The sequence below is a fragment of the Massilia sp. Root351 genome (assembly GCF_001425045.1).
Classification (GTDB): Bacteria; Pseudomonadota; Gammaproteobacteria; order Burkholderiales; family Burkholderiaceae_D; genus Rugamonas.
In genome coordinates this window covers 167,641-187,702 of sequence record NZ_LMDJ01000032.1, presented here as the reverse complement: position 1 = coordinate 187,702, position 20,062 = coordinate 167,641, and the positions used below count along the sequence as shown (strand labels likewise).

12 protein-coding genes are annotated in these 20,062 nt (G+C 65.4%); 7 read left to right on the top strand and 5 right to left on the bottom strand.

What is annotated here, in order from left to right; genetic code table 11:
- Positions 1-4: 4 nt before the first annotated feature.
- Positions 5-1,039 (bottom strand): RluA family pseudouridine synthase, encoded by a 1,035-nt coding sequence (locus ASD15_RS23735; protein ID WP_057157508.1) that lies wholly within the window; start codon positions 1,037-1,039, stop codon positions 5-7.
- Between the two features lie 577 nt (positions 1,040-1,616).
- Between ASD15_RS23735 and ASD15_RS23730 the strand changes: the two genes are divergently transcribed.
- The 3 genes from ASD15_RS23730 to glp all read left to right on the top strand — a co-directional run bounded on the left by ASD15_RS23730 (position 1,617) and on the right by glp (position 7,943).
- Positions 1,617-4,823, top strand: coding sequence for an Rne/Rng family ribonuclease (locus tag ASD15_RS23730; protein ID WP_057157507.1), 3,207 nt, complete (start codon positions 1,617-1,619; stop codon positions 4,821-4,823).
- 113 nt (positions 4,824-4,936) lie between these two features.
- Positions 4,937-6,043 (top strand): GTP 3',8-cyclase MoaA, encoded by a 1,107-nt coding sequence (gene moaA / locus ASD15_RS23725; RefSeq protein ID WP_057157506.1) that lies wholly within the window; start codon positions 4,937-4,939, stop codon positions 6,041-6,043.
- A gap of 7 nt (positions 6,044-6,050) precedes the next feature.
- Positions 6,051-7,943: a gephyrin-like molybdotransferase Glp gene (glp, locus tag ASD15_RS23720; RefSeq protein ID WP_307188302.1), complete on the top strand. Its 1,893-nt coding sequence runs from the start codon at positions 6,051-6,053 to the stop codon at positions 7,941-7,943.
- Between the two features lie 42 nt (positions 7,944-7,985).
- Here glp and ASD15_RS23715 read toward each other — a convergent pair whose 3' ends face one another.
- Together ASD15_RS23715 and ASD15_RS23710 are read right to left on the bottom strand one after the other, a co-directional pair.
- Positions 7,986-9,251, bottom strand: a complete 1,266-nt coding sequence (locus ASD15_RS23715; RefSeq protein ID WP_057157505.1) for a DNA recombination protein RmuC — start codon at positions 9,249-9,251, stop codon at positions 7,986-7,988.
- Positions 9,252-9,271: 20 nt separating this feature from the next.
- Positions 9,272-9,670 carry a group II truncated hemoglobin gene (locus tag ASD15_RS23710; protein ID WP_057157736.1) on the bottom strand — a complete coding sequence of 133 codons (399 nt, stop codon included), beginning with the start codon at positions 9,668-9,670 and terminating at the stop codon, positions 9,272-9,274.
- A 90-nt stretch (positions 9,671-9,760) separates the two neighbouring features.
- On the opposite strand from ASD15_RS23710, the gene ASD15_RS23705 reads away from it, so the two are divergent.
- Entirely contained in the window at positions 9,761-10,726 is a 966-nt protein-coding gene (locus tag ASD15_RS23705; protein ID WP_057157504.1) for a response regulator, read from the top strand.
- A gap of 7 nt (positions 10,727-10,733) precedes the next feature.
- Here ASD15_RS23705 and ASD15_RS23700 read toward each other — a convergent pair whose 3' ends face one another.
- Entirely contained in the window at positions 10,734-13,271 is a 2,538-nt protein-coding gene (locus ASD15_RS23700) for an ABC transporter permease (RefSeq protein ID WP_057157503.1), read from the bottom strand.
- Positions 13,272-13,626: 355 nt separating this feature from the next.
- Positions 13,627-14,637, bottom strand: coding sequence for an adenosine deaminase (locus ASD15_RS23695; RefSeq protein ID WP_057157502.1), 1,011 nt, complete (start codon positions 14,635-14,637; stop codon positions 13,627-13,629).
- 494 nt (positions 14,638-15,131) lie between these two features.
- Here ASD15_RS23695 and ASD15_RS23690 point away from each other — a divergent pair, with 494 nt between their 5' ends.
- The 3 genes from ASD15_RS23690 to ASD15_RS23680 all read left to right on the top strand — a co-directional run bounded on the left by ASD15_RS23690 (position 15,132) and on the right by ASD15_RS23680 (position 19,980).
- A complete protein-coding gene (locus ASD15_RS23690; protein ID WP_025595594.1) occupies positions 15,132-17,054 on the top strand; it encodes a PrkA family serine protein kinase in 1,923 nt (640 codons plus the stop codon).
- Positions 17,055-17,147: 93 nt separating this feature from the next.
- Positions 17,148-18,416: a YeaH/YhbH family protein gene (locus ASD15_RS23685; RefSeq protein ID WP_057157501.1), complete on the top strand. Its 1,269-nt coding sequence runs from the start codon at positions 17,148-17,150 to the stop codon at positions 18,414-18,416.
- Positions 18,417-18,441: 25 nt separating this feature from the next.
- A complete protein-coding gene (locus ASD15_RS23680) occupies positions 18,442-19,980 on the top strand; it encodes a SpoVR family protein (RefSeq protein WP_057157500.1) in 1,539 nt (512 codons plus the stop codon).
- Positions 19,981-20,062: the final 82 nt, after the last annotated feature.

The following is a 20,062-nucleotide window of genomic DNA, read 5'->3' as shown; positions in this document are numbered from 1 at the left end:
CTATCTATAAATTCAATGGTTTGCCCAAGCTTAGCAAGAATCGCTCGCATTCGGCGGCCAGCGGCGCGTTCAGCGTCATGGTTTTGCCCGTTTCCGGGTGGGTAAACGTGATCTGGTGGGCATGCAGGAACATGCGCTTGAGCGCGCCGCGCGTGGCGTCGGCTTTCTGGAGCGCCTTATTCAGTGCGAAATCGCCGTATTTATCGTCACCTGCGATGGGGAAGCCCGACGATGCCAGATGAACCCGGATCTGGTGGGTGCGCCCGGTTTTCAGCTCGGCTTCCAGCAGCGCGAACTGCGGATATTTTTTCAGCAAGGTAAATACCGTGTGCGAAGCCAGCCCGTCCGGGGCCACCGCCACGCGGCGCTCGCCGTCCGCAGTCGAATACTTCTTCAGCGGCGACTTGACATGCTGGCGCGCATTCTTCCAGTCGCCCACCGCCAGGGTCAGGTAGCGCTTGTCGGTATGGCCGTCGCGCATCTGCTCGTGCAGATTGGTCAGCGCCGAACGCTTCTTGGCCAGCAGCAGCAGGCCGGAAGTGTCGCGGTCCAGGCGGTGCACCAGCTCCAGGAACTTCGCGTCCGGGCGCGCGGCGCGCAGCTGCTCGATGACGCCGAAGGATACGCCCGAGCCGCCGTGCACGGCGGTGCCGGCCGGCTTGTCGATCACCAGCAGGTGCGCATCCTCGAAAATGATGGCGAACTCGGCGGCAGGCACGTTGGACTCGGCCTTTTCCGCCACGCGCACCGGCGGCACGCGCACCACGTCGCCCTGTACCAAACGGTACAGCTGATCGATGCGGCCCTTGTTCACGCGCACTTCGCCGGACCGCAGGATGCGGTAGATATGGCTTTTCGGCACACCTTTGCAAATACGCAACAGGTAGTTATCGATGCGTTGCCCGGCGTCTTCTTCGCCTATCGTCAGGAATTGTGCTTGCGGCAGGACCTGTGTGGGGACGGCGGCTTGCGGCTTTTGCGCCGCATTCTGGACCATGTTTCGGCCGTTCTTCCCAGAAAATCTCTCTAAGTCCTTCATTTTGAATATATAATCGTTTTGCCGCAGTTTAAGCTGCTGTACGTGTAAGAATAAAAGCACATTTTACACAGGGGCGTATCCGCTGGCCTCGCTTATTTAGCAAATTCAGTGGAAATAAATGTATACGCACACTCGTGCGGTCATCAGGGTGGCGACCACTGTCGCCATCGGGTAGCGCGCACGGGTGCTGGGATTAGATTGGCTGGATTGTTAGGATAAGTCCGGTGAGCAAGCACACAGTCGTTGCTCGCTGGTTGATGAAGCTGATTACGCTTGCCGTTTTCGCCAGGCACCATACAAGATGCCATGGCTCGACGCTTTGCGCACGCCTGCCTGCCCCGCCCGCCCCGGCCGAGTCACCTCGGCCGCTCGGCCCGCTGGATGAGTTGCAAGCAGTGCGCACACTCGGCATGACGCTCGGCCTCATGCGCCCTTTGCGGCCGCAACGCTACCGCGTTGCTGCGCCGCATGACGAGGCAAAACCCCTCCGCCTCCTTACTCCCGCGTATATCCCTGGTATCACGCCGTTCCCGAGGGAACGGCTAGAGATGGCCTTCGGGCCGCGGAGTTAATAAAAATGAAACGCATGTTGTTCAATGCGACGCAGCAAGAAGAGTTGCGCGTTGCCATCGTCGACGGTCAGAAACTGATCGACATCGACATCGAAACCGCTGGCCGTGAGCAGCGCAAGTCCAACATCTACAAAGGCGTCATCACCCGCATCGAACCATCGCTGGAAGCGTGCTTCGTCAGCTACGGCGAAGACCGCCACGGCTTCCTGCCGTTCAAGGAAGTGGCCCGCAGCTACTTCCGCGAAGGCGTGGACGTGCGCAATGCCTCCGTCAAGGAAGCGCTGCGCGAAGGCCAGGAAATCATGGTGCAGGTGGAAAAAGAGGAGCGCGGCAACAAGGGTGCGGCCCTGACCTCCTTCATCTCGCTGGCCGGCCGCTACCTGGTCCTGATGCCGAACAACCCGCGCGGCGGCGGCGTATCGCGCCGCGTCGAAGGCGAAGAGCGCCAGGAACTGCGCGAAACCATGGACAAGCTGGACCTGCCGCAAGGCATGTCCGTGATCGCCCGCACCGCCGGCATCGGCCGCAACGTCGAAGAGCTGCAGTGGGACTTGAACTACCTGATGCAGCTGTGGCGCGCGATCGAAGGCGCCGGCAAGGCCGCCTCGGGCGCCTTCCTGATTTACCAGGAATCGTCGCTGGTGATACGCGCCATCCGCGATTATTTCCAGCCAGACATCGGCGAAATCCTGATCGACACCGACGTCATCTACGAGCAGGCTCACCAGTTCATGAGCCACGTGATGCCGGACATGGTGCACCGCGTCAAGCGCTACAGCGACGACGTGCCGCTGTTCTCCCGCTTCCAGATCGAACACCAGATTGAAACGGCGTACTCGCGCACCGTGCCGCTGCCATCGGGCGGCGCCATCGTCATCGACCACACCGAAGCGCTGGTGTCGGTGGACGTGAACTCGGCGCGCGCCACGCGCGGTTCGGACATCGAAACCACCGCCTTCAACACCAACTGCGAAGCGGCCGAAGAAGTGGCCCGCCAGCTGCGCCTGCGCGACCTGGGCGGCCTGATCGTGATCGACTTCATCGACATGGAAGTGGCCAAGAACCAGCGCGAAGTGGAACAGCGCCTGAAGGATGCGCTGCACCACGACCGTGCCCGCGTCCAGATGGGCAAGATTTCCCGCTTCGGCCTGATGGAACTGTCGCGCCAGCGCCTGCGTCCGTCGCTGTCCGAAGGCTCGCACGTGACCTGCCCGCGCTGCTCGGGCACCGGCCACATCCGCGATACCGAATCGTCCGCCCTGCAGGTGCTGCGCATCATCCAGGAAGAGGCGATGAAGGAAAACTCGGCCACCATCCACGTGCAAGTGCCGGTGGACGTGGCGGCCTTCCTGCTGAATGAAAAGCGCGGCGAAGTGCTGAAGATCGAGAACCGCCACCGCATCAATGTGATCCTGATCCCGAACAAGCATCTGGACACGCCGCACTACAAGCTGGAGCGCATCAAGCACGACGATCCGCGCCTGGAAGACCACACCGCCAGCTACACCATGGCCGAGCAAGCTGAAACCGACATGGCCTACAACAAGCGCCAGAAGGAAGAAGCCAAGCCGCGCCAGGAAGCCGTCGTCAAGACCATCACCCCGGCCCAGCCTGCCCCGGTGGTGGAGCGCAAGCCTGCGCCGGAGCCGGTCAAGCCTGCGCCGGTGGTGGCTGCACCAGAGCAAGGTTTCTTCGCCAAGCTGTTCTCCTTCTTCTCGCCGAAGAAGGAAGAGCCGGCGGCAGCGCCTGCTCCGGCAGCGGCCGCCAAGCCGAGCGCCGAGCGCGGCGACCGCAACGCCCGTGGCCCGCGCGGCCGCAGCCGCAGCGGCAAGCCGGGCAGCCGCGAGCGTGAAGAACGCGAACCAGGCGCCCGCACCGGCGCCGACGAAGCGACCAAGCCAGTGGAAGCGCGCGAAGGCCGTCCAGCCCGTCCGCCGCGTCCACCGCGCGAGCCGCGTGAAGCGCGCGAAGGCCAGCCGGCCGACGCCCAGGCCCCGCGCCCGGAACGCGCCGAGCGTCCTGAGCGCGCAGAGCGCCCGGAACGTGCCGAACGCACGCCGCGCCCACCGCGTGAACCGCGCGCCGACAAGGCGCCGGTCGAGGTGAAAGCCGATGCGAAAGCAGACGAGCTGGCACTGACCGCAGGCGCCGCCGCAGCAGCCGTCACCCTGACCGGGGCACCGGCGGTGGCCGCGCCAGCGGGTGAAGCGCAAGTGAAAGTCCCGGCGAACGCCGGTCCTGACGGCGAAGACGGCGAAGCAGTGGACGGCGAAGAGCCGCGCCGCCGCCGCCGCCGTGGTGGCCGCAACCGCAACCGCCGCGAACGCGACGGCGCCGAAGGCGTCGAGGGCGCGGAACTGGCCGAAGGCGAGTCCGCACCGGTGATCAGCTTCACCGTCGCTCCGGCCGAAGGCGAAGCCGCGCCGGCAGCGCCTGTGGCTGTGGCCGCTCCGGCCGATCCGACCGTGCCGGCCGCGGCCCCGGTTGCCGCCGAAGCAACGGTCGCCGTGGCGGACGCGCCTGCCGCCGTGGCTGCTCCGGTCGATCCGACCGTGGCCGTGGACGCACCGGTGCCAGCTGCCGACGCGCCGCCGGCTGCCCCGGTAGTCACGCCGGCCCCGGCTATTGCTGTGGAGGCCGTAGTTGCCGCAGCGCCCGCCGAGGTTGCGCCTGCCGTGGAAGCGGCCCCTGTTGCAGAGGCGCCGGTTGCCGCCGCCCCGGCAGCAGCCGAAGCAGCCGCGGCGGCCGCCGAAGCAGTGCCTGCCGTGGCAGTTGCCGACGCAGTGCCAGCGACGCCAGAGCCGGCCCCGGCCGCCGAGTACGCTTTCGAGCAAAAGCCGCAAGCCGCTGACGCAACGCCGGCCGCAACGCCGGTTGCAACCCCGCTTGCCGCGCCGGCGGCCGAGCCTGTCGCCGAAGCGGCTCCGGCAGCAGCAACGCCAGCCGTGGCAGCAGCGCCAGCCGCCGAAGCCGCCGCACCGGTGGCAGCCGCGCCAGCGCCAGCAGCAGCGCCGGCCGCCAAGCCAGCCGACCTGAACGCGATCCTGGAAGCGGCCGGCCTGACGCTGGCAGCGACCGACCCGGCCAAGCTGCGCGCCGCGCAGGAAGCCGCCTCGCAAGCGGCCAGCACCCCGGTGCGCGTGCCGCGCGAGCGCAAGCCCTTGCCGCCGCAAGCGGACGAACCGCTGGTCCAGGTTGACACCCGCCGTTAATCGCCGGACGGTCGACTAAAAAGGGGAAGCCATGCGCTTCCCCTTTTTTATTGTAATTACATATATGCAACTATCCGCGAGCAGGCAAACTGCCGTCGTGCTATCGTATCCGCATGTCTGAAAAAATCATCCTCTTCACCGACAACCGCTCGCAAGCGGCTGTCGTGCCAGCCATCCTGCAGGCGCCCACGGGCGAGCTGCGGGACCAGCTCGCCCGTCCCCTGCACGACCTGCGCATCTCCGTCACCGACCGCTGCAATTTCCGCTGCGTCTACTGCATGCCCAAGGAAGTGTTTGACAAGGACTACCACTACCTGCCGCACTCCTCGCTGCTGAGTTTTGAGGAAATCACGCGCATCGCGAAGATCTTCATCGGGCACGGCGTCGAGAAACTGCGCCTGACCGGCGGCGAGCCGCTGCTGCGCAAGAACATCGAGAAGCTGATCGGCATGCTGGCCGAGCTGAAAACCGTGCACGGCAAGCCGCTCGACCTGACGCTCACCACCAACGGCTCGCTGCTGGCCAAGAAGGCCCAGTCGCTCAAGGACGCCGGCCTGCAGCGCGTCACCGTGTCGCTGGACGCGCTGGACGACGCCATCTTCAAGCGCATGAACGACGTCGACTTCGCCGTGGCCGACGTGCTGCACGGCCTGGACGTGGCGCACGGCGTGGGCCTGGGGCCGATCAAGGTCAACATGGTGGTCAAGGGCGGCATGAACGACCAGGAAATCCTGCCGATGGCGCGCTACTTCAAGAACACCCCCTACATCCTGCGCTTCATCGAATACATGGACGTGGGCGCCTCGAACGGCTGGAAGCTGGACGAGGTGGTGCCGTCGGCCGAAGTGGCGCGCCGCATCGGCGCCGAACTGCCGCTGGAACCTGTCGCCGCCAATTACACCGGCGAAACCGCCGCGCGCTGGCGCTACCTCGACGGCGGCGGCGAGATCGGGCTGATTTCGAGTGTAACCCAGGCATTTTGCCACGACTGTACCCGCGCCCGCCTGTCCACCGAGGGTAAGCTGTACACCTGTTTGTTTGCCACGCGCGGCCACGACCTGCGCGCCCTGCTGCGCAACGGCAGCAGCGACGCGCAGATTTCCGGCGCCGTCAGCCACCTGTGGCAGGCGCGCGGCGACCGCTACTCCGCACTGCGCACCAGCCAGACGGAGGGCATAGACCAGCGTCAAAAAGTCGAGATGTCTTATATCGGGGGATAGTTTGAGCTTGAAGAACGAGGTTACCGGCCTGATCCTGGCCGGCGGACGCGGCACCCGCATGGGCCGCGTCGACAAAGGATTGCAGCCCTTCCATGGCAGCACCCTGGCAGCCCATGTGCTGCAGCGGCTGGCGCCGCAGGTGGCCAGCGTGGCCATCAGCGCCAACCGCAACCTGGCAAGCTATGAAGCCATGGGCGTGCCGGTCTGGCCCGACCAGCTGAGCGGCTTCGAAGGCCCGCTGGCCGGCCTGCAGACGGCGCTGCGCAACTGCACCACCGAGCTGCTGCTGACGGCCCCCTGCGACTCCCCCTTCCTGCCGGCCGACCTGGCCGGGCGCCTGCACGCCGCCCTGCGCGAACAGGACGCCGACCTGGCGGTGGCCGTCACCGCCGAGGCGGACGAGAGCGGCGACAGCTACCAGCGCGTGCATCCGGTGTTCAGCCTGATGAAAGCCAGCGTGCTGCCGCAGCTCAGCGCCTATCTCGACACCGGCGCGCGCCGCATGGACGGCTGGTACAAATCGGTGCGCGTGGCCGAAGTGCTGTTCAGCGACGCTGGCGCCTTCCGCAACATCAACACGCTGGGCGACCTGAAAGACATGGAAGCGCTGGCGGCGCGGGGCCGCGGCCCCGCCGCCGCCGGCTACACGCCGGACGCCATGCCTGTCGAGCAGGCGCAAGCCATCATCCGCAGCCTGGTGCAGCAGATGCCGCCGGCGCCGCTGGCTGAACGGGTCGGCCTGCGCAGCGCGCTGGACCGGGTGCTGGCCGCCGACATCATCTCCCCCATCGACGTGCCCGCGCACGACAACTCCGCCATGGACGGCTACGCCTTCCGCGGCGCCGAGCTGCAGCCCGGCGCCGCCACCACCTTCAAGGTGGTGGCCACCGCCTATGCCGGCCGGCCCGCCGCCGTGCCGGCCGGTCCCGGCGAATGCGTGCGCATCATGACGGGCGCTGTCATGCCGGCCGGCCTGGACACCGTGCTGCCGCAGGAACTGGCCGCCGCCGCCGGCGACGGCAGCGTCACCGTGGCGGCCGGCAGCATCGCGCCCGGCGCCAACCGCCGCTTCCGGGGCGAGGACCTGGCGGCGGGCGCGCCCGCGCTGCGCAAGGGCAAGCGGATCAGCCCGGCCGACCTGGGCCTGATCGCCTCGCTGGGCATTGCCGAAGTGGCGGTGCAGAGCCGCCTGCGGGTGGCGTACTTCTCCACCGGCGACGAACTGCGCTCGGTCGGCGAGCCGCTCGACGCCGGCAGCATCTACGATAGCAACCGCTACACCCTGTTCGGCATGCTGCGGCGGCTCGGCTGCGAAGCCATCGACATGGGCAGCGTGAAGGACGACCCGGACACACTGCGCGCCACCTTGCGCATGGCGTGCGAGCGGGCCGACGTGGTGCTGACCACCGGCGGCGTGTCGGCCGGCGCGGCCGACTACATCCGCCAGATCATGGCCGAACTGGGCGACGTGGCGTTCTGGAAAATGGAAATGCGGCCCGGCCGGCCCATGGCTTTCGGCCGCATCGCCTCCAACGGCCGCAGCGCGCTGCTGTTCGGCCTGCCCGGCAATCCGGTGGCGGCCATGGTGGCGTTCTACTTCTTCGCGCGCGGCGCGCTGCTGCAGCTGATGGGGGCCGATGCGGCGCGCCAGGCGCTGCCGGTGATGCGCGCGCGCAGCGCGGCCGCCATCCGCAAAAAGCCGGGGCGCACCGAATACCAGCGCGGCATCCTGAGCGTGAACGGCAACGGCGAACAGGAAGTACGCATCACCGGCGCGCAGGGCTCGGGCATCCTGCGCTCCATGTCGGAAGCCAATTGCATGGTGGTGCTGGCGGCCAGCCAGGGCGATGCCGCCCCGGGCGACCTGGTGGACGTGGTGCTGTTCGACGGGCTGGCCTGAGCACGCCTGGCAGATGGTGCGGCCCGCGGCCGCCGGCCCGCGCTAGGCGTCCGGCAGCTCCGCATCGGTGTCCGGCCCCAGCATCAGCTGGGCCGCTTCGCTGGGCAGCGCTTCCACGGTCTTGAGCTTGCGCGCCATCTGGCGGCTGCGCACCTCCGCCGTCTCGATGTTGCGGGCGGCCTTTTCCAGGGTCAGCTTGGTGGCGGCCAGCACGTCGCCGAACTTGCCGAACTCCGTCTTCACCGCCCCCAGCACCTGCCACACTTCGGACGAGCGCTTTTCCAGCGCCAGGGTGCGAAAGCCCATCTGCAAGCTGTTCAGCAAAGCCATCAAGGTCGACGGCCCCGCGATGCTGACCCGGTTGACGCGCTGCAGCTCGTCGGCCAGCCCAGGCCTGCGCATCACTTCCGCGTACAGGCCCTCGGTGGGCAGGAACAGGATGGCGAAATCGGTGGTCTGTGGCGGCGCCAGGTACTTGTCGGCAATAGTCCTGGCCTCGCCGCGCACGGCGCGTTCCAGTTCGCGCCCGGCCGTCGCCACGCCCTCCGCGTCGGCCCGCTCGGCGGCCTCCAGCAGGCGCTCGTACTGCTCTTTCGGGAACTTGGCGTCGATCGGCATCCACACCGGCGCCCCGCCCGCCACCTGGCCCGGCAGCTTGAGCGCGAATTCCACGCGCGCATTGCTGCCCGCCACCGTCTCCACATTCTTCGCGTACTGGTCCGGCGTGAGCACCTGCTCCAGCAGCATTTCCAGCTGCACCTCACCCCAGGTGCCGCGCGTTTTCACGTTGGTGAGCACGCGCTTCAGGTCGCCCACGCCCTGCGCCAGCAGCTGCATCTCGCCCAGCCCCTGGTGCACCCGCTCCAGCCGTTCCGACACTTGCTGGAACGACGCGCTCAGGCGCGCCTCGAGCGTGGCGTGCAGCTTCTCGTCGACCGTCTTGCGCATTTCCTCCAGGCGGGCACCGTTATCGGTCTGCAATTCGCGCATCTTCACTTCCAGCGTGGCGCGCACCTCCAGCAGGCGCCGCGCGTTCGATTCGGTCAGCACCTCGATCTGGCGCCGCATCCCATCCAGCTGCTGCACCGTGGCTGCATGCGATTGCGACAGCGTCTGCCCCATTTCCTGGCGCGACGCCTGCGCCGTGGCCTGCAGCTGCATGCGCACTTCGCGTTCCACCCGTTCGATGTGGGAAGCCAGTTCGGCGTGGCCGCCGCCCTGGCCACGGCTACGCAGCAGCAACAGGATTTGCAGCACCAGCAGGACGGCGCCCAGCGCCAGCAGGACCAGGAATTCGATATGCGTCATAAGCTCAAGTGAATGCGGACTCAGTGCGGATGGTTACGCATCCAGTCCGCCGTTTGGTAGAAGGACTCCATCAGCCGCACGCGCAGCGGCTCGGCGATGCCGACATCCTCCATGGCCCAGGCCATGGCGCGCAGCCACTGGTCGCGCTCGCTGGTGCCGATGGGAAACGGCAAATGGCGCGCGCGCAGGCGCGGGTGGCCGAAGCGCTCGACAAAGGCGTCCGGCCCGCCCATCCAGCCGGACAGGAACCAGAACAGCTTGTCGCGCGAGCCGTCGGTGCTGGGCGGATGCAGGGCGCGGATGCCGGCGAATTCCGGTTCCAGTTCCATCAAATCGTAAAAGCGGTCCACCATTTCGCGCAGCTTGGCTTCACCGCCGATGGTTTCATAAAGGGAGTGTGGCTCATTCATAGACTCCATCATAGCTTACACAGCCAAAGCTTGATATTCGTCAAATGTTAAAGCACTATTTCAGGCGAAACTTCATCTTTGATCAAGAGTTCCAATGCAATGAAACTGCCCATTTACGCCCACCCCACGGTCACCGTCCTGGTGGACGACCACAGTTCATTTCTGCAGAACCTGCCTGTGCCGCCCCACGCGCGCAAGATTTTTCACCGCTCCGACGAGGCCCTGGCATGGATGATGGAGAGTCCGCGGCATGCGCGCGCGCCGCTGCGCGTCAACCATGACTTGCCGGCCTGCAGCGTAACGGTGGACGTGGAAGGCATCTTCCGCATCTGCAGCCAGCGCGAGCGTTTTTCGGTGCCGTCGGTGCTGGTGGTGGATTTCTACATGCCGCGCCTGAACGGCCTGGACTTCTGCCGCGCGCTGCAATACCTGCCTTGCAAGAAGATTCTGCTGGCCGGGCCGGCAGAGGAACGGCTGGCCATGGAAGCCATGAACGACGGCCTGATCGACCGTTATGTGCGCAAGCAGGACGACGACGCGCCGCAGCAGCTGGAACGCCAGATCGCGCAGATGCAGCAGGCCTGGTTCCTCGACCAGGAAAGGGTGGCGCATGACTTGCTGGCCATGCACGAATACAGCTTCCTGCAATGCCGCCGCGTGGCCGAAGTGGTGCGGCAGCTGTACCTGCGGCACGGCTTCGTGGAGCACTACGTGTTCCCGCAGCCGAACGGCATCCTGCTGATCGACACCGCCGGCGACGCGCAGCTGATGGTGGTGGAGACCGAGGCCGGCATGCAGGCGCAGTTCGAAATCGCGCGCGACAGCGGCGCGCCACTGTCGCTGCTGCAGGCGCTCGAGCAGCGCCACGTGCTGCCCTTTTTCAATCACATGGGCCACGACGGCATGTACGACAAGGCTGTCGGCGGCAACTGGCAGCGCTACTGCCAGGAGCCGCAGGTGTGCCATGGCGAAGAGACCTACTACTGGGCGCTGTTCGGGGTGCCGCCCAGCTACCTGCGCGAGCAGCCCTACACGCACGCGCAGTACGTGCGGGAAGCCGCCTGAGGGCGGCTTAGGCTTCCCGCAGGGTCTGCAGCGGCGGGCGGCTCAGCACGCCGCGCAGGCCCAGCCAGCCGCCCGCGATGGCGCACAGCGCGCCCACCGCCAGCCCGGCCAGCCACACGCCCGGATTGAAGGCCCACTCGAACTTGAACTGATAGGTCGCCAGGCCCCAGCCCATGGCCGCCGCGCCGCTGGCCGCCAGCAGGCCGGCCAGCGCGCCCACCAGGGTGAACTCGATCAGCTGCGCCTGGGACAGCTGCTTGCGGGTCGCGCCCAGCGCCCGCAGCAGGCCGGCCTCGCGGGTACGCTCGTCCTGCGACCCCATCAGCGCCGCGTACAGCACCAGCACGCCGGACAGCAGCGTGAACGCGAACAGGAACTCCACCGCCATGATCACCTGGTCCAGCACCGACTGCACCTGGCGCAGCACGCTGCCCACGTCGACGATGGTCAGGTTGGGATAGTCGCGCGTCAGGGCGTTGCCCAGCGCCGCCTGCGCTTTCGGCAGGTGGAAGGCGGTGATCCAGCTTTGCGGCGCGTCGGCCATCGCTTGCGGGTTGATGATGACGAAGAAATTCACCCGCATCGAGCCCCATTCCAGCTTGCGCAGGCTGGTGATTTTCGCCTCCACCGGCGAGCCGGCGATATCGAAGCGCATGGTGTCGCCCAGCTTCAGGCGCAAGGTCTTGGCGATGCCCTCCTCCACCGACGCTTCCGCCATGCCTGCCGGCACGGCCCTGTCGCCGAACCACTTGCCGGCCGCGATGCGGTTGCCCTCCTGCATGGTGTCCATGGTCGACAGATTGAACTCGCGGTCGGCCAGGCCCCGCGCGCGGTCCTCCGTGTAGGTGGCGGCGGTGATGGCCTGGCCGTTCACCGCCACCAGGCGGCCCCGTATCATGGGATACAGCGGCGCGTTCACCACGCCGGCGCTGGCCAGGCGCTGCGCGATCGCCTCCTTCTGCTCGGGCTGGATATTGATGATGAAGCGGTTCGGCGCATCGGCCGGCGTGGCGTTGCGCCAGGCCGTCATCAGGTCGCCGCGCACCACGGTCAACAGCAGCAGCGCCATCAGGCCCAGCGCCAGCGACACGATCTGGATCACGGTGGCGCCGGGGCGGCGCTGCAGCGACGTGACCGCGAAGCGCCAGGCCTGGTGGCTGAACGCGCCGCGCACGGACTGCAGCGATTTCAGGCCCAGCCAGCCCACCAGCGCGAACGCGGCGAAGGCGCCCAGGAAGCCGAGCGCCGTCATCAGCGCCAGCTTGGCGTCGCCGGCCTGCCACAGCAACAGCAGCACGAAGCTGCCCAGGCCCAGGCCGTAGGTGGCCAGCGCCATCGGCTGCGGCGCGGCCGCCTCGCGGCGGATCACGCGGTTATGCGGCACGTTGCGCAGCTGGAGGATGGGCGGCAGCGCGAACCCGGCCAGCAGCAGCATGCCGGTGGCCACGCCTTGCAGCGCCGGGCCGATGGAGGCCGGCGGCAGGTCGTTGGCCACCAGCTTGCCGAGCGCCTCGAGCAGCACGAAGTGGCTGCCGAAACCGATTGCCACGCCGATCACGCTGCCGGCCAGGCCCACCAGCAGGAACTCGATCAGGTACATGGACGTGGCCTGGTTCTGGGTCAGGCCCAGGCAGCGCAGCATGGCGCAGGCGTCCAGGTGGCGCGTCATGAAGCGGCGCGCCGCCATGGCCACGGCCACTGCCGCCAGCATGGCCGACAGCAGGCCCACCAGCGACAGGAAGCGGTCGGCGCGCTCCAGCGTCGAGCGCATCTCGGGGCGGCCCGCCTCCAGCGAATCGACGCGCACGCCTTTTACGCCGCTCTTCTCGATCTGGGCGCGCAGCCAGGTTTCGTACGCCTTGACGTCGCCGCCGCGCTGCGGCGGCGCGGCCAGCAGCAGGCGGTAGGTGACGCGCGCGCCGGGCTGCACCAGGTTGGTGGCCGCCAGGTCCGGCAGCGGCAGCATCACGCGCGGCGCGAAATGCATGAAGGATGCGCCCCGGTCCGGCTCGGCCGCGATCAGGCGCGCCACCTGGAAGCGCCTGTCGCCCAGCTTGATGTCGCCGCCCACGCCCACTTGCAGCGCGGTCAGCAGGCCGGCGTCGACCCAGGCCGTGCCGGGCTGCGGCACGTCGCTGGCGGCCACGCCGACGCCGTCGTTGGCCTGTTCGGGATCGGTGCTGGTCTTGACGCGGCCGCGCAGCGGATACGCGCTGCTGACCGCCTTCAGCGACACCAGCTGCGACAGGACCGCCTCGCCCTCGCCCGCCTGCGCCATGCTGGGGAACACCACCGTATCGGCCATCGCCAGGCCGCGCCGCTGGGCCTCGGCGCGCCAGGCCGGCTCCAGCGGCTGGTCGGCCGCGACCACCATGTCCGCGCCCAGCAGCTGGTGCGCGTCGCGCTCCAGCGCCGCGCGCAGGCGGTCGATGAAAAAGCCGGACGCCGACAGCGCGGCCACGGCCACGATCAGCGCCACCAGCAAGAAGCGCAACTGTCCCGCACGCCAATCGCGCAAGGTCATACGTAAAGCCAGATTCAACATGGAACTCTCCAGATACTCCAACGAACTGAGCCGCATTCCCTGCACTTCGGGGTCAGACCCCGAAGGCGCGGAAAATGCGGCTCAGGCTGCTTCCGAACGGCAAACAAATTTGAGGCGGATTGATTGCAATCAGGCAGGAACGGCGACGCCGAAAACGCGCGCCCCGGCCATGAATTTGTACTGCTGGCCAGTCAAGCGAGGCTGTTAGTAAAGGCGGTTCAAACATAAAACGCTCCAGGTACTCTAGCGAACTGAGCCGCATTTCCGTGACACCGGGGTCTGACCCCGAAGTGGTGGGAAATGCGGCACAGGCTGCTTCTGCGTGGCATGCGAAGTGGGGACGGATGTGTTGTCCTCAGGCAGGGACGGCGGCGAAGAAGGCGTCGACTTCGGCGAGGAATCGTTGCTTTTGCTCGGCCGGGAGGAAGGCGGCCTGGAAGCTGTTGCGCGCCAGCCGCTGGGCGTGCGCCAGCGTCAGCGGCAGCGCTTCGAAGGTGGCGATGAAGTTGTCGTTCATGTAGCCGCCGAAGTAGGCCGGGTCGTCCGAGTTCACCGTGGCCAGCAGGCCGGCGTCGAGCAGCTGCACCAGGTTGTGGTCCTGCATCCGGTCGAATACGCGCAGCTTGGTGTTCGACAGCGGGCACACCGTCAGCGCGATCTGCTCGCGCGCCACGCGCGCCGTCAGCGCCGCGTCTTCCAGTACGCGCACGCCGTGGTCGATGCGCTCGACATGCAGCACGTCCAGCGCGGACTGGATGTAGGCCGGCGGCCCTTCTTCGCCGGCGTGCGCCACCAGGTGCAGGCCCAGCTCCTTGCAGCGGGCGAACACGCGCGCGAATTTCTCCGGCGGGTGGCCCACTTCGGACGAGTCCAGCCCGACGCCGATAATCTTGTCCAGGTAGGGCAGCGCGCCGTCCAGCGTGGCCAGCGCGTCCTCTTCCGGCAGATGGCGCAGGAAGCACATGATCAGCGTGGCGCTGACCGGGCTGTCCTGGCAGGCGCGGTGGATGCCGTTGAAGACTGTCTCCATGTCCACGCCGCGCGCAGTGTGGGTCTGCGGGTCGAAGAAAATCTCGGTGTGGCGCACATGGTCTTCTTCGGCTTTTTTCAGGTAGGCCGCCGTCATGTCGTAGAAGTCCTGCTCCTGCAGCAGCACGCTGGCGCCGGCGTAGTAGATGTCGAGGAAGGATTGCAGGTCGGTGAAGGCGTAGGCGGCGCGCAGCGCGTCCACCGAGGCGTACGGCAGCGCCACGCCGTTGCGCGCGGCCAGCGCGAAGATCAGTTCCGGTTCGAGCGAACCTTCGATGTGGATGTGCAGTTCGGCTTTCGGCATGGCTTGCACTGCCGTGCGCAGCTGGTCGTTCATGTGGTTTCTTCCGTGAGGTTCGCGATGCGGCCATCTTAACGGCAAAGCAAAATGCGCGCACGGTTTGCATGGGTGTCGGCATGACCGCTTCAGCCGTGCTAATGTGGCACAAAAGCACCGGAAAAGCGCCGTAAAAACCACTGAAAATTTATGTTTTTACACATTTTTCCGCTTTAAAATCAATAAGTTGCACAAACTAATTAAGTAAATTACGACATACCTTTTGACTTCCTGATCCAATAGAGCAATAATAAATTTCATAGACGTAAGATGCGTTTCGACATACACACAAACATGCCGGCAAAAGTCCACCGCACGGCCACAAAGTTCAGCTCCGAGGTACGGGCAATCCGTACCAGCGCAGGCAGCTGGCAAGCACAACTAAGAACACAAACAAAAATAATGCAGGGAGTGAGCATCGATTAAGGCAAGGGCCAGCAGCCGTCTTGACTGCCGACCAGGTGACTAGCAGGTTTACATCAAAGGACATTCAAATGACCATTTTTGACAACTACGCAGCACGGTACGAGCGCACCAAGGAAGAGGAAATGTCGATGACAGAGTACCTCGCGCTATGCAAGAAGGACAGGCTGACCTACGCCACCGCGCCGGAGCGCATGCTGGCCGCGATCGGCGAGCCGACCCTGGTCGACACGCGCAACGACACGCGGCTGTCGCGCATCTTCGCCAACAAGGTCATCAAGATTTACCCCGCCTTCCGCGAGTTCTACGGCACCGAGGAAGTGATCGAGCAAGTGGTGTCCTTCTTCCGCCACGCCGCGCAAGGCCTGGAGGAGCGCAAGCAGATCCTGTACCTGCTGGGGCCGGTGGGCGGCGGCAAGTCGTCGATCGCCGAGAAGCTCAAGTCGCTGATGGAACAGGTGCCCTTCTACTGCCTGAAAGGCTCGCCCGTCAACGAGTCGCCGCTGGGCCTGTTCAACGAGGCCGAGGACGGCACCATCCTGGAAGAGGACTACGGCATCCCGCGCCGCTACCTGCGCAACATCCCCAGCCCGTGGGCGGTCAAGCGCCTGCACGAGTTCAACGGCGACATCAACCAGTTCCGCGTGGTCAAGCGCTACCCGTCCATCCTGAAGCAGATCGCGATTTCGAAAACCGAGCCGGGCGACGAGAACAACCAGGACATTTCCTCGCTGGTGGGCAAGGTCGACATCCGCAAGCTGGAGGACTACGCGCAGGACGACCCGGACGCCTACAGCTATTCCGGCGGCCTGTGCCTGGCCAACCAGGGCCTGATGGAATTCGTCGAGATGTTCAAGGCGCCCATCAAGGTGCTGCACCCGCTGCTGACCGCCACCCAGGAGGGCAACTACAAGGGCACCGAGGGCTTCGGCGCCATCCCCTTCGACGGCATCATCCTGGCGCACTCCAACGAGTCCGAATGGAAGGCCTTCAAGAACAACCGCAACAACGAGGCATTCCTCGACCGTATCTATATAGTGAAGGTGCCGTACTGCCTGCGCGTGACCGACGAGATCAAGATCTACGACAAGCTGCTGGTCAATTCCTCGCTGGAGAAGGCGCCGTGCGCGCCGGGCACCTTGAAGATGATGGCGCAGTTCGCCATCCTGTCGCGCCTGAAGGACCCCGAGAACTCGTCCATCTTCAGCAAGATGCTGGTGTACGACGGCGAGAACCTGAAGGACACCGACCCGAAAGCGAAGTCCATCCACGAGTACGTGGACTACGCCGGGGTGGACGAGGGCATGAGCGGGCTGTCGACGCGCTTTGCCTTCAAGATCCTGTCCAAGGTGTTCAACTTCGACACCACCGAAGTGGCCGCCAACCCGGTGCACCTGCTCTACGTGCTGGAGCAGCAGGTCGAGCGCGAGCAGTTCCCGCCGGAAACCGAACAGAAATACTTCTCCTATATCAAGGAGCACCTGGCGCAGCGCTACGTGGAGTTCATCGGCAAGGAGATCCAGACCGCCTACCTGGAGAGCTATTCCGAGTACGGCCAGAACATCTTCGACCGCTACGTGACGTTTGCCGACTTCTGGATCCAGGACCAGGAATACCGCGATCCGGACACCGGCGAGAGCTTCGACCGCGAGTCGCTGAACAACGAGCTGGAGAAGATCGAGAAGCCGGCCGGGATTTCGAACCCGAAAGACTTCCGCAACGAGATCGTCAACTTCGGCTTGCGCGCGCGCGCCAACAACGGCGGCAAGAATCCGGCCTGGACCAGCTACGAGAAGTTCCGCACCGTGATCGAGAAGAAGATGTTCTCGAATACCGAGGAGCTGCTGCCGGTGATCTCCTTCAACGCCAAGGCCAGCGCCGAGGACGCCAACAAGCACGCCGACTTCGTGGCGCGCATGGTGGAAAAAGGCTACACCGCAAAACAGGTGCGCTTGCTGTGCGAGTGGTATCTGCGCGTGAGGAAGTCATCCTAAGCCGGCGGTGAGATAATATGGAACAGGGGCGGCCCGGCAGGCCGGCAGCCGTCCCGTTCCCGCGCCGGTATCCATGTAGCAGCAGGAGGCACTTTGACTTACCTCATTGATCGTCGTTTGCAGGGCAAGAACAAGTCCGCGGTCAACCGCGAACGCTTCTTGCGGCGTTACAAGGGCCAGATCAAGGACGCGGTGGGACGGGCCATCAAGGGCCGCTCGATCACCGACGTCGAGAATGGCGAAAAGGTTTCCATTCCCGTCAAGGATGTGAACGAACCGTCGTTCGGCCATGCCCATGGCGGCGTGTGGGAAGTGATCAACCCGGGCAACCAGGAGTACCAGAAGGGCGACCAGATCGCGCGGCCGAAAGGCGGCGGCGGCTCGGGGCGCGGCAAGGCCGGCAATAGCGACCAGACCAGCGAAGACGATTTCATCTTCGAACTGTCGCGCGAAGAATTCATGAACTACTTCTTCGAGGACCTGGAACTGCCCAACCTGGTCAAGACGCAGCTCACCGCCACCACCGAGTTCAAGAACCAGCGCGCCGGCTACACCGTGTCCGGCACACCGTCCAACATCCACGTGCTGCGCTCGCTGCGTGGCGCGCTGGGCCGGCGCATCGCCGTTGGCGGCAGTTCACGCAAGCGGCTGCTGGAGGCCGAGCGCGAACTGCAGGCCCTGCTCGAGGCGGGCGCGCCGATGGAAGACCCCTACGTGGTCGAACTGCGCAAGCTGATCCACCACCTGCACACGCGGCTGCTGGCCATCCCCTATATCGACCCGTTCGACTTGCGCTACAGCAACCGGGTGAAAGTGCCCAAGCCGATGACGCAGGCCGTGATGTTTTGCATCATGGACGTGTCCGGCTCCATGGACGAGAGCCGCAAAGACACCGCCAAGCGCTTCTTCATCCTGCTGTATTTGTTCCTCAAGCGCGTGTACGACAGGATCGAAGTGGTCTTCATCCGCCACCACACGGCCGCGGCCGAGGTGAGCGAGGATGAATTCTTCCACTCGCGCGAGTCGGGCGGCACGGTGGTGTCGTCGGCGCTGCACCTGCTCAACAAGATCATCGACGAGCGCTTCGGCGCCGGCCAGTGGAACAGCTACGTGGCCCAGGCCTCGGACGGCGACAACTGGGACAACGATTCGCTGCTGTGCAAGCAGCTGCTGGTCAACACCATCATGCCCAAGGTGCAGTACTACACCTACGTCGAGATCACGGACGGGCCGCCGCAGAACCTGTGGGAGCAGTACGCCCAGGTGCCCGACCTGCACGCCCACTTCGCCATGCAGAAAATCGTCACGCCGGCCGACATCTACCCGGTGTTCCGCGAACTGTTCAAGAAGCAGCCGAAATAGACCCTTCTATATAAGCAGGCGAGATATGAACCAGATGACCAAACGCCAACCGCATCCGCGCGCGCTGCCCGAGCAGTCCGAGTGGACCTTTGAACTGATCGAGCAGGCGCACGAGGAAATCCGCCGCGTGGCCCACAACTTCGGCCTGGACACTTACCCCAACCAGCTGGAAATCATCACCGCCGAACAGATGATGGACGCCTACACCTCGGTGGGCATGCCGGTCTCCTACAACCACTGGTCGTTCGGCAAGCATTTCCTGTCCACCGAAAAGGGCTACAAGCGCGGCCAGATGGGACTGGCCTACGAGATCGTCATCAACTCCAATCCCTGCATCGCCTATTTAATGGAGGAGAACAGCCTGACCATGCAGGCGCTGGTGATCGCGCATGCTGCTTACGGGCATAATTCATTCTTCAAGGGCAACTACCTGTTCCGCACCTGGACCGACGCCGAAGCCATCGTCGACTATATGGTGTTTGCCAAGAACTACATCGCCGAGTGCGAGCAGCGCCACGGCATCGACGCGGTCGAGCTGCTGCTCGACTCCTGCCATGCGATCCAGAACTACGGCGTGGACCGCTACAAGCGCCCGGCCAAGCTGTCGCTGTTCCAGGAGCAGCAGAAGCAGAAGGAGCGCGAAGCCTACCTGCAGTCGCAGATCAACGAGCTGTGGCGCACCCTGCCGCGCCGCGACGAAGAGGAGATCGACAAGCCGGCGCCGCGCTTCCCGCCCGAGCCGGAGGAGAACCTGCTGTACTTCATCGAAAAGTACGCGCCGCTGCTGGAACCGTGGCAGCGCGAGATGGTGCGCATCGTGCGCAAGATCAGCCAGTACTTCTACCCGCAGCGCCAGACCCAGGTGATGAACGAGGGCTGGGCCACGTTCTGGCACTACACCATCCTGAACCAGTTGTACGACGAGGGCGTGGTGGCCGAGGGCTTCATGATGGAATTCCTCAAGAGCCATACCAACGTGGTGTTCCAGCCGCCGGTGCACAGCCCCTATTACAGCGGCATCAACCCGTATGCGCTCGGTTTCGCCATGATGACCGACATCCGCCGCATCTGCGAGCACCCCACCGCCGAGGACCGCGAATGGTTCCCCGACATAGCCGGCAGCGACTGGCGCAAGACGCTGGACTTCGCCATGCGCAACTTCAAGGACGAAAGCTTCATCGCCCAGTACCTGTCGCCGCGCCTGATACGCGAGTTCCACTTCTTCGCCGTGCTGGACGACGACAAGAACGAAAAGCTCAACGTGTCGGCCATCCACGACGAGCTGGGCTACCGCTACGTGCGCCAGCAGCTGGCCGAGCAGTACAACCTGGGCAACCGCGAGCCCAACATCCAGGTCTGGTCGGTCAACACCCGCGACGACCGCGCGCTGACCTTGCGCCACACCCAGTTCAACCGGCGCCCGCTGAACCAGCAGGCCAACGAGGTGCTCAAGCACGTGGCCCGGCTGTGGGGCTTCGATGTCCACCTGGAAACAGTGGACCCGCATGGCAATGTTATTAACACGCTGGAAGTCAAGCGCGAGAAGCGCAACCGCGGCGGTTGAAGTCCACCGGGGCGCCGCGCCCCGCCTCCCCCCTGCGCCGCGCCTTCCAGGCGCGCGCCGCATATAGATAGAACAATTTTTA